General features: G+C 58.8%; 11 protein-coding genes. 4 read left to right on the top strand and 7 right to left on the bottom strand.

Going from position 1 to position 12,560, the window contains the following annotated elements:
* Positions 1-456: 456 nt before the first annotated feature.
* From M9Q49_RS15465 to M9Q49_RS15455, 3 genes are all read right to left on the bottom strand, one after another.
* The gene (locus M9Q49_RS15465) at positions 457-1,089 is read right to left on the bottom strand and encodes a hypothetical protein (protein ID WP_254509709.1); all 633 of its coding nucleotides are present in this window, start codon (positions 1,087-1,089) and stop codon (positions 457-459) included.
* A gap of 24 nt (positions 1,090-1,113) precedes the next feature.
* On the bottom strand, positions 1,114-1,575 hold the full coding sequence (locus M9Q49_RS15460) for a hypothetical protein (protein ID WP_254509708.1): 462 nt from the start codon (positions 1,573-1,575) through the stop codon (positions 1,114-1,116).
* Between the two features lie 551 nt (positions 1,576-2,126).
* A complete protein-coding gene (locus M9Q49_RS15455; RefSeq protein ID WP_254509707.1) occupies positions 2,127-2,843 on the bottom strand; it encodes a peptidylprolyl isomerase in 717 nt (238 codons plus the stop codon).
* 254 nt (positions 2,844-3,097) lie between these two features.
* On the opposite strand from M9Q49_RS15455, the gene M9Q49_RS15450 reads away from it, so the two are divergent.
* Complete coding sequence (locus M9Q49_RS15450) at positions 3,098-4,375, top strand: ArnT family glycosyltransferase (protein WP_254509706.1); 1,278 nt, start codon at positions 3,098-3,100, stop codon at positions 4,373-4,375.
* The gene (locus tag M9Q49_RS15445) at positions 4,375-7,683 is read left to right on the top strand and encodes an AsmA-like C-terminal region-containing protein (RefSeq protein WP_254509704.1); all 3,309 of its coding nucleotides are present in this window, start codon (positions 4,375-4,377) and stop codon (positions 7,681-7,683) included. The genes M9Q49_RS15450 and M9Q49_RS15445 overlap by 1 nt, the downstream gene beginning before the upstream one ends.
* A 9-nt stretch (positions 7,684-7,692) precedes the next feature.
* Here M9Q49_RS15445 and M9Q49_RS15440 read toward each other — a convergent pair whose 3' ends face one another.
* The gene (locus M9Q49_RS15440) at positions 7,693-8,805 is read right to left on the bottom strand and encodes a glycosyltransferase (RefSeq protein ID WP_254509703.1); all 1,113 of its coding nucleotides are present in this window, start codon (positions 8,803-8,805) and stop codon (positions 7,693-7,695) included.
* Positions 8,806-8,874: 69 nt separating this feature from the next.
* Positions 8,875-9,585 (bottom strand): hypothetical protein, encoded by a 711-nt coding sequence (locus M9Q49_RS15435; RefSeq protein ID WP_254509701.1) that lies wholly within the window; start codon positions 9,583-9,585, stop codon positions 8,875-8,877.
* A 338-nt stretch (positions 9,586-9,923) separates the two neighbouring features.
* Here M9Q49_RS15435 and rpmI point away from each other — a divergent pair, with 338 nt between their 5' ends.
* Both rpmI and rplT read left to right on the top strand, forming a co-directional pair.
* Positions 9,924-10,127, top strand: coding sequence for a 50S ribosomal protein L35 (rpmI, locus tag M9Q49_RS15430; protein ID WP_254509699.1), 204 nt, complete (start codon positions 9,924-9,926; stop codon positions 10,125-10,127).
* A gap of 130 nt (positions 10,128-10,257) precedes the next feature.
* Complete coding sequence (gene rplT / locus M9Q49_RS15425) at positions 10,258-10,611, top strand: 50S ribosomal protein L20 (RefSeq protein WP_254509698.1); 354 nt, start codon at positions 10,258-10,260, stop codon at positions 10,609-10,611.
* An 83-nt stretch (positions 10,612-10,694) separates the two neighbouring features.
* Here rplT and M9Q49_RS15420 read toward each other — a convergent pair whose 3' ends face one another.
* Positions 10,695-11,546, bottom strand: coding sequence for a hypothetical protein (locus M9Q49_RS15420; RefSeq protein WP_254509696.1), 852 nt, complete (start codon positions 11,544-11,546; stop codon positions 10,695-10,697).
* Positions 11,543-12,487, bottom strand: a complete 945-nt coding sequence (locus M9Q49_RS15415) for a hypothetical protein (protein ID WP_254509695.1) — start codon at positions 12,485-12,487, stop codon at positions 11,543-11,545. The genes M9Q49_RS15420 and M9Q49_RS15415 overlap by 4 nt, the downstream gene beginning before the upstream one ends.
* Positions 12,488-12,560: the final 73 nt, after the last annotated feature.

The raw sequence follows: 12,560 nt of genomic DNA, 5'->3' as shown, positions 1-12,560 counted from the left end.
CGGGAATTTCGCCCGTAACGATCGCCGCGTAGCACTCTTGCCATTGCCCCCATTTCAGGCAAGGGCTTTATAACAGGTGATGCCAGATTTGAAATGCCGGAAGGACTTTGGCAGTAAGGGTTTAATGAGAAAATAGCCTGGAATCGTATAACACTTTATTCCTACCAGCATCAGCCGATTCCCGCGACCGCCGGCCTCGTGCCGGTGGGGCGATCACTGGTCAGCTACCAATGCAAAATTCGCCGCGGGAATTTCCCTCCGGCCCTTGAGAAGCCCCTATTTCGAGCGATGGCAATATAACAGGTGATGCGAGATTTTAGATGCATGTAAGATATTATACTGTAACGGTTTACATCGAAAATGATTAGGTATCGTATCATACTTTGCGGCGTCCAATTTGAAAAGCGTCGCTAGCAGCGTGCCCCTCGCTTAGGCAAACCGAGTCGTGTCGCAGGGTTACTCAGATAGTGATCGCGCTTTCAGCTTCACGTCCTGCTTCATCTTCTTGAGAGCTGCTGGCAGCGACTCGGCAACTTCACCTGCCTTTCCCGTGATGGTTAGAGGCGTGTCGATCACTTGCTCTAGCTTCGGCTTGTCGGCGGTGAGGTCGATTAGCAATACCCTGCCGTCGGCGAGATTGAAATCTTTTCCCTTCCACTGTGCGACGTCGACGCCCACCTTTTTGCTCTTCGGGACTTCCCTTTTGACGACGAGCGTGGAGCCGAGGAAGTCGAGCTTTGCGGTAACCAGCCTGTCCTCTCCTTCGTCCGCGCGGATGCGATAGTCGATCGTCGGAATTGCCGCTCGCCCGGCGTCGTGCAAAAAGACCAGTACGCAGGCAGCCTCTTGCTTGTCGTCGGCTGTAAAGGCAAGCCAAACCGTCGTTTCAGTGCTCTTGCGAATGAACTGCAACTCAACCGCCTGCGTGGCCGTTGCGCCAGTCCCGCCGGTGCTGAACGGAAACGTGCCGCTCGAACCTCCCGAACTACTTGCTTGAGCATGCACATTTGACGAAGTCGCACCCATCGCGAGCGCGACTGCAAGCGCGATGGCGTAAAACAATGGATTGGCTTGGCTCATCTTCTGCATTTGGCACTCCCGGTCGGGTGAATACTAACAGCGGGCCAAGCCATTGTCGCCGGATTCTCTGAATCCGGTGTGAGTGAAGGTGGAAGGCGCGTGGTCGAGGAACGAGTCCGCGAAGTTCCGGCCGATTTGCGGCTGACGTTTGGTCCGAAGCTCGTTTCCACCGCCGGATTTACGGGGAGATTCTTGCCCTTGCTCCAAGCTAGATACCCATTTGCCCCATGATCGATGATAGTACCGCGACACTCCAGGGATGGGATCTATCCAAGCGTTTGGTCGCAGTTTGCGATCGACTGACTCCAGGGGCGCGTATAGAAGATCCGTTGGCCCGCCAAGGCGGTAGTAACCGTGAACTCGCACAGCGGGGTCTGCCGTATCATGCACAACCCCCTCGGGCAAAACCAGCGCCAAATAGCTCCCCACGTACAGCGCCGGCAGAAGCAGCAGCACAATGGCGAAGATCAGGGGTGCGCGGGATTCGCGTTTCATGGCTCAATTGTACTGCGTCATAGTTACCCCCGCGCCTTCGAACTCGCTTTCCGCGACCACCGGCCTTGTGCCGGTTGGGGCGATCACTTGTCAGCTACTAATTCACGCGCGCGAAAAATACCTTCGCGACCACGGGGTTTATTCCCCGTGGAGCGAACACTTTCCGCTTCCCCAGCCCGCCAGTGAGGGCCCCATCGGCACAAGGCCGATGGTCGCCGCATTGATTGGTCACTGCGGGTAGCGGCCAGTGAGCGCCCCAACCGGGGCAAGCCCGGTGGTCGCGGGCTACACGTGACCGCGGCAAGCTGCGATCCGTTTCAATAGCCAATGGCTAAAGCCGGACGCAGTTCTCGCGAATCCCCCCAGCTGAAGTTGGGAGCTAAGAAGGAGAATGCAATTCTCAACGCGGATCGCTCAGCGCTGGACCGGCATGTGATGGCGCAAAAGAAGCAACCAGCTTTCCAATGAGCAGGAGAACGCTCGCAAAGACAGTCGTATACAAATGAACACTTTTGGTCAATCGCAGTTTTCAGCCACGCCTCGCTGACCGTCTACTGCACCTGCTGAATGTTCTGAATAACCACCGCTTCGGTAGGCACTGAGGGAAAATCACCTTGCGCCGTGACAGGCTGAGCGGCGATTTTGTCGAGCACATCGAGCCCTTCCAAAACCTGGCCAAAGACGCAGTAGCCGTATTCGGCGTCGCTCGCGTCCGATACGAAATCGAGCCCGGTGTTGTCGACGATGTTGAAGAAGAACTGCGACGTGGCGCTGTGAGCAATCGCTGGATCGCGGGCCATGGCCAGTGTGCCGCGAGTGTTCTTCAGACCGTTGGCAGCCTCGTTGTAAACCGCCGCACGGTTCGGCTTGGCTTGTAGATCGGGCGTGAAGCCGCCGGCGGCGATCATCGAGTTCTTGTCGACGTGATGAAAGATCGTTTGCTCGTAATAGCCGCGGTTGACGTAGTTCCGCAAGAAGTTGTCGACCGTTTGCGGCGCCTTTTGCTGGAACAATTGCACCTTCACGCTGCCGGCCGACGTGTTGATCAGCAGGATCGGATCGACGGCGGGTTTCTTCACGACCGGCTTGGTGGCGAACGAATCGCTGACGATCGAATCGGCGACGGGTGTGCCGTGCGAAGTGGGCGTGGTTTCGATGCTCGCGGCCGGCGCCGGAGTTTTGCTGCCGCCGCAACCGCTGGCGAGCAGGGCAAAGCCCAGACAAACCACAGCCGTCAACGCAAACCCAGCCAGACTCTTTGCAACCATGATCGGCCTCCTGCCAGCACGCACGCACACACAAATGTTCGCCAGCAAAAAATTCCTGAGCTGCTGGCGACGATCTGGAATCATGCCAGTTTCCGCCGATTGGGGCAATGTCGATTCTGCTGCCAGCACTCGCGGGAATATAAGGAAAGAACCGCCCGTTTCTCTTGCTCGAACAGGCCGTTTTTTCTACGATCCGCCGCAATTCTGCGCGAGCCCCTGCGCGGTTGAAACTTTCAAAAATTGTAACGAGTTTGATGCGACCTTCGTCCCACTCCCGCTGGCTGCTGATTGCCGTCCTGGCTCTCGCGCTGGGAGTGCGCATCGGAGCTGCCTTCTGGTGGCAAGCGCGCGTGCCGGTGGGACAACGATTTGGTTTTCCCGATAGCGAAAGCTATTGGCAACTCGGCCAGAAGATCGCCGCCAGTCAGCCGTACGAATTTGGGCCGTCGCGCTATCGGATCTTTCGCACGCCTGGCTATCCGTTGCTCCTCAGCGTGGTGTTTGTTTGCGGTGGACAAGACGCGCCGGTAATGGCCGGCCGATTTTTGTCGACGATCCTCGGCACCGTCACTTGCGGCTTGACCGCCGCACTCGGTTGGCGATTGTTCGGTGAACGCGTTGGTTTGCTGAGCGCGCTCGCGGTGGCCATCTATCCCGAAGCGATTGCTCAAAGTGTGTTCGTGCTCAGCGAAGCACCCTTCACGCCGCTCATGCTGTTGCAACTCATCGGCTGGATCGCGGCCTGGCAAAGTTCGTCGCTGCGTGCTTCGATCATTTGGGCGATCATCGCCGGAGCCTGTGCGGGACTCGCCACGCTCATGCGGCCGAGTTGGTTGTTGTTCCTGCCGTTCGCTGGCGTGATTGCGTTGACGATCGATTCACAACGTCTCAAGCAATTGCAAATCATCGGCCTGATGTTCGCCAGCCTCTGCGTGACGATGTCGCCGTGGTGGATTTACACCTGGTCGATCGCTGGCCGCTTTGTGCCGACGTCGTTGCAAGTCGGCGCGAGTCTGTACGACGGGTTGAGCCCGATCGCGACCGGCGCGAGTGACATGCGGTACGTCGCTGAATTCGAAGCACAACAGCGCAAAACCGATGCCGAAAAAACTCCGCCGGCCGGGCAACTCTTCGAAGATCGACTCGACGAAACCATGAAACAAGCCAGTCTGAAATGGGCTCGTGAAAATCCACAGCGCGTCGTCGAACTCGCCGTGATTAAGTTCGTGCGCATCTGGTCGCCGTGGCCGAATGCGGCAGAGTTTCGCAGCAACAAACTACGCCTGATGCTGTTGGTCAGCTTCGTGCCGGCCATGATCCTCATGGCGATCGGCACTTATCGCAGTCGTCAGCACGGCTGGATCATTCTGCTGCTGTGGTTGCCCGCGGTGTACTTCACGCTGCTGCACATGATTTTTGTCAGCTCGATTCGTTATCGCCAACCGGCGCTCATTCCTCTCTTGGTTCTCGCTGCTGTTGCCGCGGCCTGGCTGATCTCGTTCACTCCTTCCCCGAAATCGCAAACCGCCTGATGTCGTCCGCCGCTGACAATCCGAAAGCCACCTGGGGTGCGAGCCTGACTCGGCACACCTGGCGGGTTGTCATTGGCACGTCGCTTGTGTTCGCGATTCTCGTGGCCTTGCGTTACTACGGCGTGAACAAGCTCGACCGCGAAATTCGCAACCGCGTCGAGCAAAAACTGCGCGACCATTATCAAGGTTTGCAAGTCAACGTTCGTTCGGCGCGACGCTTGGATGACCGCGGCATCGAAGTCCGCGGTATCTCGATCCAAGAAGCGGGGGGCGCGCACGCGCCGATGATCGCCGTCATCGAAGAAGCCATCATCCACTGCGATACCAGCCTGCCGGAATTACTCACCGCGATGCCGAAGATTCAGCGGATTGATGTTCGCCGCGTTAAGCTTCGCGCCGAACGCAAACCGAGCGGCGTGTGGAACGTGAGCCACTTGTTTCCGCTTCCCTCCGTCGGCGGTCAGGCGCCGGCCGCGGTCATTAGCGACGGCACGGTCGAAGTGATCGATCCTTCGCAGGTCAACACCACGCCCCTCACGTTCCGCAACATCGAGCTCGTGATCGGTTCGGCCAATGCTCCGCAGAATCCGCTTCCTGGCAACGTCCCAGCCGAGCCGATTCCCAAAGAGAAGATGTCGCTGAAGATCACTGGTTCGATCGCCGGCGATCACTTCGAACGTGTCGATCTCGAAGGAACCTGGCAGCCATTCGCCGGCAGTTGGGAACTGCGCGGCGCGGTCGAAGGCCTGGAATTCAGTCCGCGCCTGCGAGCCGCCTTACCGCGCGAAGCCGGCGAAATGCTCAAGCCGTTGTCGAGCGTTCGCGGCCGCACTTACTTCAGCTTTCATGTTGCTAATCCCACCAACGAACAGCGCCAGAAACAGCAAGCCGCGATTAACTTCGTCGTCCACGGTCGCATCGATGAAGGCCGGATCGACGACGCTCGTTTGCCCGATCCGCTGACCGATGTCGAAGCGACGATTCGTCTCGATCCCCGCGGCGTGTGGATCGACGATCTCACCGGCCGCTGCGGCCCTGCCAATCTCAAGCTCTCTGCCGAGCTGAAAGGTTATTCGCTCAACTCCCCCGGTCAGATCGATCTGACGGCCGAACGTTTAAATCTCGATCGCCTCACGGTCTCGCAGTTGCCTGCCGCGCTGCAAAAAGTCTGGCAAGAATTCACGCCGCGCGGCATTGTCGATATTCAGACCCGCGTGGTTTCCGACGGCCGACGCTGGACACCGACGTTCGGCGTGCGTTGCCACAACCTTTCGGTGCAGTATGTGAAATTTCCGCTGCGACTGACCGATGGCACCGGCACGTTGCAAATGGCCAACGATCAGTTGAAGGTCCGGCTCGATATGGTGGGCGGCGGCAAGATCATCAACTGCCAGGCCGACATCGCACACCCCGGCGCCGATTTCAGCGGCTGGGCCGAAATCAGTTCACAAGGTGGCCCGCTCTCCATCGATGATCGGCTGCTGCAGGCCCTCACTCCGCAAGCCGAACTCATCGTGCGGAAGTTTCAACCGAAGGGAGCGGTTTCGTTTCAGGCAAAAATCACGCGGCCGGTCGGCAGCAAAGACATCCATCGCGCTCTCACGGTTTCGCTGCACGATCTGACGATTCAGCACGACTCGTTTCGCTATCCCATCGATCGCGTGAACGGCACGTTGCAGATGAACGACGACGATTGGACCTTTCATCATCTGACCGGCCGCAACGACAGCGGCCATATCTCGGCGTATGGCACGTGGCAGAAGTATCCCGCGGACGGCAATCAGTTGAAGCTCAACTTCACGGCGACCGACTTGCAATTGGAAGATGAACTCCGCCGGGCGTTGCCTGCGGCGATGCAAAAGCTGTGGGTCAATCTGCGGCCGCGCGGCAATCTCGATCACTTGCAAGTGCAGATGAAATACAACGCTGATCGCAAGGACACGAGCATCGTTGTCGATGCAGAAAAATGGCCCGCCAACAAACAGACCGAAGGCGGCACCATCTCGATCGAGCCTACGTGGATTCGCTACGGCCTCGATAACGTGACCGGCAATTTTCATTACGAGAATGGACAGACGACGCTGCGCAATCTCACGGCCCGTCACGGTCAGCTCACGCTGCAAGCCGAAGGCTCGAGTCAGACAGTCGAAGGAGGCGGTTGCCGCGTGGTTTTCAATCGCGTCAGTGCCGAACGCATTCAGCTCGATCACGATTTGCTCTCGGCGTTGCCCGTCGGCCTGGCCGCTTCGCTGGCTCGCTTGGAAATCTCCGGGCCGCTGAATATGCAAGGCGCTCTCGAGCTCATCGCACCCGCCGCGACCGATCAGCAGCCGCAGGTGGGCTGGGACCTGAGTCTCGACATGGAAAATGGTCGACTTGTCGCTGGCACGCCCATCGAACATATCCATGGCTCGGTGCAACTACGCGGCTTCAATGGGCCGACCGGTTTTGAGAACCGGGGCGAATTGAATATCGACTCGGCCATCGTTCGCGATGTGCAGCTCACTCAGATTCGCGGCCCGCTAGCCTTCGATGCCGAACAGCTCCGCTTTGGCACCTGGGCCGAGCGCGAGTTGCCGAACCGCAAACTGCGGCCACTCACGGCGAACATTTTCGGCGGCGTCCTGGCGATCGACGGTCAGCTGAAATTTGGTCAGCAGCTTCCCTTTCAAATCCAAGCCTGGCTGGAGCAAGGTGACCTCTCGGCAATTGCTCGCGAACTCGCGCCGCGAAAACAACGCATCGGCGGCAAGGTCTTTGCCGTGGTCAATCTCGTGGGGACTGGCGAAGGAGTGCATACCTATCGCGGCAATGGCCAGATCCGTCTGCGGGATGCGGACATTTATGAACTGCCAACGATCATCGCACTCCTCAAGCTCACGTCCGCCGATCGCAATGCGTTCAATTCCAGCAGCGTCGACTTCCGCATCGTCGGCGATGATTTTGAACTCGATCGCATCGAACTCGTTGGCGACGCGATCACCCTTAAAGGCCGCGGCCGCATCAGTAACGCTCGCGAAGTGGCCATGCAGCTTTACACGCAAGTCGGCCGCGACGATGCTTATCTACCGATCTTTCGACCGCTGCTGGGTGAAGCCAGCCGGCAGTTCCTACTCTTCGATATCAGCGGGTCGCTCGATCACCCCGTCATCAACCGCCAGGTTTTCCCGAACCTGAACGAACGGCTGCAAGAGATCTTCCCCGAATTGGCCAACGGCCCCGAAGTGGTTCGGCCTAAAGACGTCGGCACGAACCTGCGCAACGTGACCAAGGATGTGCTCATGCCGTGGAAGCGCGGTACGCCGTAACTCGCGCGGTTACGAGATTTGCAATTCGGCGTTGGCCGAAACGGCGTTTTTCAAAGCCGCCGTGTAATCGAGTCGCCGTTGCAGTGCGCGATTGTGATTGAGCTCAGCCGAGGCCGCTCCGCGCTCGTCTCCCAATTCTGCGAGTGCAACGCGCAGCACGTCGAAGGGACCTTCGTACCAGGCGGGCAAATGACGAAAGCCGACGCGCGATGCGCCGGCTTCCAGCCCTTCGTAGTTGCCGAGCAGGATCGCCATTTCCGCCCACCACTCGGCTTTGCGATTCTCGCCCAGTCGTTGGCAACTGAAAGCCGCCAGCCAAGGCAACTCGGCCAGGCTGTTGTCGTGCGTCATACCGAGCGCGCAACATTCGATTGCTTCTCGATGCCGTTCCAATTGGCTGAGACACGACGCTGCTTTGAAGTAGGCCCAGGCCGCTTCTTCCTGCCACGCATCGACCTCACCACAACGACGAAAGGCGGCAATCGCGGCCGGCAAATCATGGAGGCCCTCGTGCGTCTGACCGAGGTAATACCACCAGCGGCCGTCGTCTGGTTGGAGTTCGCACTGCCGCTCGAGAATGCTCCGATCGCGCAGCAGTTTGCGTTCAAAATCCTCTGCTGACTTTGCCAATTCCCAAAATGAGCAACCCGTGAGCACTTGCCGCTGTTGCTCTTCGACGCCGACAAACGCTTCATGCGTCGGCCCGTGCCATTCGAGCGTGGCAGGAACGCGAATGAGTCGTTCTTTTGTGTAATCGCCCGCTTCGGCTGGAACGAGCCAGACTAACACTTCGGGCCGCGAATCCAATTCTTGCCTGAGTGATTCGCAATCGAGATAGCCGGGAAAATGGACGCGCTCATCGGTATCGACGGTCAGGGCCCAAGTGCCGCCATGTTTCGCAGCGGCAGCGAGCGAAAAATTTCGCGCCGCTGCAAAATCATTTTGCCAGGGAAAGACTTCGCAGCGAAATTTCTCCCCCGCGATGCGCTCGGCGACCTCCAGCGTGTCGTCGGTGATTCCCGTGTCGATGAGCAGCACCAAGTCAACATGCTGCAGCACACTGTGCACTGCCTCGGCGACGATGGCGCTGCTATTTCCCGACAGAATCGTGGCAACAATCATGGGCGCCGACTCCGAGCGCAATTCTCACGAAAACATCAAGCCCGTAAACCGCTCCGTTGCAGCTCGCAATTACTTGCGGCTCGAAGCGACAGTGGTTGACGTCGCGCCGGTGGTGCCCGAGGTGGCAGTCGCGCCGGTGGGGCAGTTGCCTGGCCCAGTTGCTCCCGTTGCGCCAGTGGCTCCGGTCGCCCCCGCAGCGCCGGCGGGACCTGCAGGCCGAGGCGCGCCGGTCGCGGTGCTGCCCGTCGCACCAGTAGCGCCGGTGGTCCCCGTTGGTCGAGCTGCACCAGTAGCCGTGCTACCCGTCGCACCAGTAGCGCCGGTGGTTCCTGTCGCGCCCGTCGGACAATTTCCCGAAGGGCCACTCGCGCCCGTAGCTCCGGTCGCTCCCGCAGCACCGGTTGGCCGAGCGGCTCCCGTCGTGGCCGTGCTGCCCGTGGAACCCGTGGCCGTGGAACCGGTGGTGCCCGTGGCGCCTGTCGCACCCGTGGGGCAATTGCCGCCGCGCGGCGGTGGTGCGGCGGCAGTGCCGCCGGTCGCCGTAGCGCCGCTCGTCGCTGTTGCGCCCGTGGTCGCGGTCGATCCACTGGTGGCGGCGGCAGTTGCCGTAGCGCCGGCCGTTGGTCTGCCAACCGTCGCGGCAACACTTCCACCTGCCACAGGAGGCAGCGGCGGACAATTAACATTGCCCGCGAGCAGCGCTCGATCTTCCAAGCCTTCGATCCCCAACCGCCGCTCAAAACGCCGTTGCCGAGAAAATCCGCGCGAGAAGTCACTCATTCTGCCTGCTCCTAGATAAGACGAGTGCGAAAAGGTACCCGAGTCTTGGGTAGTGCTGTCTCGAACGGAGCTGCCAAGAAAAAATTGCGAAGCTTGAGAGGTTTTTCTCCACGGACCACCGCAATTCCACAAAAATCACTCTCGCTAGGCGATTACTTGCGAGAAAGTCAGTTTCTGGTGGAGACTGCTGCTACTGGCGGACGGACAATTTGCAAGCGATTCCCCCTTTTCGCTGGTTGTTAGTGCTGTTACGATACGGGACTTCCGAAAATTGACCTAAGCCCAGCGGGGCCGTTGGTTAATGACTATTGGATCAAAACTAGGATGGTGGGTGTTGCATGCCCAAGATGAAGACGCACAAGGGAACGAAAAAACGTTTCCGAATTACCGCGACGGGTAAGTTCAAGCACCGCGCAGCCGGGACGAGCCACTTGGCCTCTCGTATGTCGAAGAAGCGCCGTCGCAATTTGCGCGGCACTCGGGTGCTGCACGATTCCGTCAATCACCAGATCGCGCGGGCCCTGGGCAAATACAGCCTGTAAGCTGTAGGTCAGGCACTTAAGTGCCTGACCTACCCCGAGCAAAGTCGATCGGTCAGTGTACGGGCAATCAACGCTTGGATTTTCGTCCCAAGGGCCTTCTACGCGGCCAGTAAGTTAGGATTTCTTAGAAATGCGTACGACCAAAGGTCACGCTCGTAACAAAGCCAAGAAGCGGATTTTCAAACGGGCCAAGGGTTATTGGGGTGGCCGGCGCAAGCTGTTCCGCACCGTCAAGGAAACGCTCGCCCGCGCCGGAGATTTTGCACGGCGCGATCGCCGCGTCAAAAAGCGCGAGTTCCGCAAGCTGTGGATCATTCGCCTCAGCGCTGCCGTCGCCGAACGTGGCCTCCGCTACAGCCAGTTCATCAATGGCTTGAAGAAGGCCAACATCATTCTCGATCGCAAGAGCTTGTCGGAAATCGCCATTGCCGATCCACCGGCCTTCGATGCGGTCTTCAAGGAAGTCAAGGCGGCCCTCGCCTAGTCTCCCGCGGTTGGGCGACGACTTGACCGCTACGAGTTCTGCAAACGGCCAGAGTAGCTCTCTGGCCGATGAGCTGTGTTCAGCTACTTGCGGCGATCGTGCGCGATTTTCATATCCCGCACGTATTGGATGCACTCTTCCAGGGTTACCTGCTGGTTCTGGTCACGATCGAAGCCCTTGTATCCTTCGAGTTCTGGGCCGCTGATCAACCCGTCGACGTTCGTATCGCCACGCGAGAAAATTCGCTGCGCCGCTGACCGAACCTTGTCGCCGACGGTTTTCAGGTTTGGCTCTTTTTCTGCAGTCAGTTCTTTGCGCAACAACGACAACAGGTCACGCACTTCCCATTGCTGACGCGCGAAGTTCTGGACCACGAGCACATCTTTGTCGACTGCGATCGTCCCTTTGCCTCCGCCGTCTTTCCAGGAGCTGGACGACACGGTATTCGCAATCAGATCGCGCAGCACTTCGGCTTCGGGTTTACTTGCAGCCGCGCGCCCCTTGGCGGCCGCGGCGACCAGATCGTGAACGTCGTAGCGCACGGTACACCACGACTTCGGTGCGGAAGTAATGACGAGGCGATCGTCTTTGGGAACCGCCACCAGATCAGCGGAAAGCCCTTCCAAAATCAGCCGCATCCCGGCGTATAAGGGAAGCGATTGTTGAATGCAGACCGTAATGGCTGGATTGTCGGCCAGCCCGAGCTCCTTCAGAGCGGGCTTATCGATCTCGATCGGCTGCAGTCCATGCATGTCCCGAAAAAAATCGCAAACGTCCACGAGCGGCGTTTCGACAAATTCCGCGACGGTCGTTTCTCCCAGTGCCGCTTCGAGCGCTGCTACTTTGTCGGCTTGCGCGCAGGCCTTCGTCGCCGTGAAACTGCCGATGCAGATGGTAATGAGCACGACGATTGCGGAGAGGAATTTGAAGTTCATGGCGCTTGCTCCTGAACGCGTTGCCGAATCTTCGCTCGAATCAGTCGGTCGATTTCGGCGGCGGACAATTTTCGGTCCTGGTCCTGATCGAACTTCTCAAAGTCGGGCTGAGCGGCTGCCGGGCACTCCTCGTACTGCAGAAAGCCATCTCCATTACGGTCGTTTCTGCGGACGAGGTCCTGGGCCCGTTCCGATGGTCCCGCGATCATGACCGTTTCTTTGGTAAGTGGGTCTTCCGCCCCTTGTCGGTTTCGCACGGCAAGCAAGTCTTCGCGGATCAGCCAATGAACGCGGGCCGACTGTTCGACGACCAGAAGATCTCGATAAATCGTCGCCTGTCCATTGCCTCCCTTTTCTTTCCAGGAATCGGCCGCGATGGTGCCCAAGATGTGCTTGACGAGCGCGGCGCCGGCTTCGTCACGACTCAACTTGCCCTTCGTGCTCGCATCCAGGATATCGCGTACGTCGTAAACGTTCGTCACATGCGAACGGGCTTCGGACGTAACAACGAGCATCTCATTTCTCGGCACCGCGACAAGTTTTGGATTCACCTTCTGCAGCGCCAGGACCAAGACCTTCCAAGCCGGCAGCGGTTTGTCGCCAATCGTCAACTTGATTTCCTGCGAAGGCTCGACCTTCAATTCCTGTAGTGCCGGCGAATCGATCTGAATCTGAATTTCCGTAACGTCCGCCAACCACAAAATCAGATCTCGCAGTTCGACGCCATCGAGTTCTCCCTTGATCGGCATGCGCAGGGCTTGCTCAAACGTGAGCAAAGTCATGGCCTCGCGAGCCTGTTGCTGTCGTGCTCGCTCCTCGGCGACCTGCTGAGTAGGATTCGCCGGGGCAAAAGGGTCGGCGGCGTGACCGAGAGGAGGAAGAATCAGGGCCAGGGAAAGGCCGAGGACGAGGTTGCATGCAACCCTAACCTGAGCAGGCATGGCGATGTTCCGAGAGAAGAAGCAGCGAAAGCCAACCCGACGAGATGCTCGATTATCGTACCTGAATTGCGTT

Origin of the sequence: Anatilimnocola floriformis (genome assembly GCF_024256385.1) — a bacterium.
Lineage (GTDB): Bacteria > Planctomycetota > Planctomycetia > Pirellulales > Pirellulaceae > Anatilimnocola > Anatilimnocola floriformis.
Note: the sequence above shows the minus strand (reverse complement) of the source record. Positions and strands in the feature narration are given on the sequence as shown.

Bases quoted from the DNA above. Each gene is read 5' to 3' on its own strand.
- M9Q49_RS15465 (WP_254509709.1), bottom strand. From the start codon at position 1,089: ATGCAGAAGATGAGCCAAGCCAATCCATTGTTTTACGCCATCGCGCTT.
- M9Q49_RS15460 (WP_254509708.1), bottom strand. From the start codon at position 1,575: ATGAAACGCGAATCCCGCGCACCCCTGATCTTCGCCATTGTGCTGCTG.
- M9Q49_RS15455 (WP_254509707.1), bottom strand. From the start codon at position 2,843: ATGGTTGCAAAGAGTCTGGCTGGGTTTGCGTTGACGGCTGTGGTTTGT.
- M9Q49_RS15450 (WP_254509706.1), top strand. From the start codon at position 3,098: ATGCGACCTTCGTCCCACTCCCGCTGGCTGCTGATTGCCGTCCTGGCT.
- M9Q49_RS15445 (WP_254509704.1), top strand. From the start codon at position 4,375: ATGTCGTCCGCCGCTGACAATCCGAAAGCCACCTGGGGTGCGAGCCTG.
- M9Q49_RS15440 (WP_254509703.1), bottom strand. From the start codon at position 8,805: ATGATTGTTGCCACGATTCTGTCGGGAAATAGCAGCGCCATCGTCGCC.
- M9Q49_RS15435 (WP_254509701.1), bottom strand. From the start codon at position 9,585: ATGAGTGACTTCTCGCGCGGATTTTCTCGGCAACGGCGTTTTGAGCGG.
- rpmI (WP_254509699.1), top strand. From the start codon at position 9,924: ATGCCCAAGATGAAGACGCACAAGGGAACGAAAAAACGTTTCCGAATT.
- rplT (WP_254509698.1), top strand. From the start codon at position 10,258: ATGCGTACGACCAAAGGTCACGCTCGTAACAAAGCCAAGAAGCGGATT.
- M9Q49_RS15420 (WP_254509696.1), bottom strand. From the start codon at position 11,546: ATGAACTTCAAATTCCTCTCCGCAATCGTCGTGCTCATTACCATCTGC.
- M9Q49_RS15415 (WP_254509695.1), bottom strand. From the start codon at position 12,487: ATGCCTGCTCAGGTTAGGGTTGCATGCAACCTCGTCCTCGGCCTTTCC.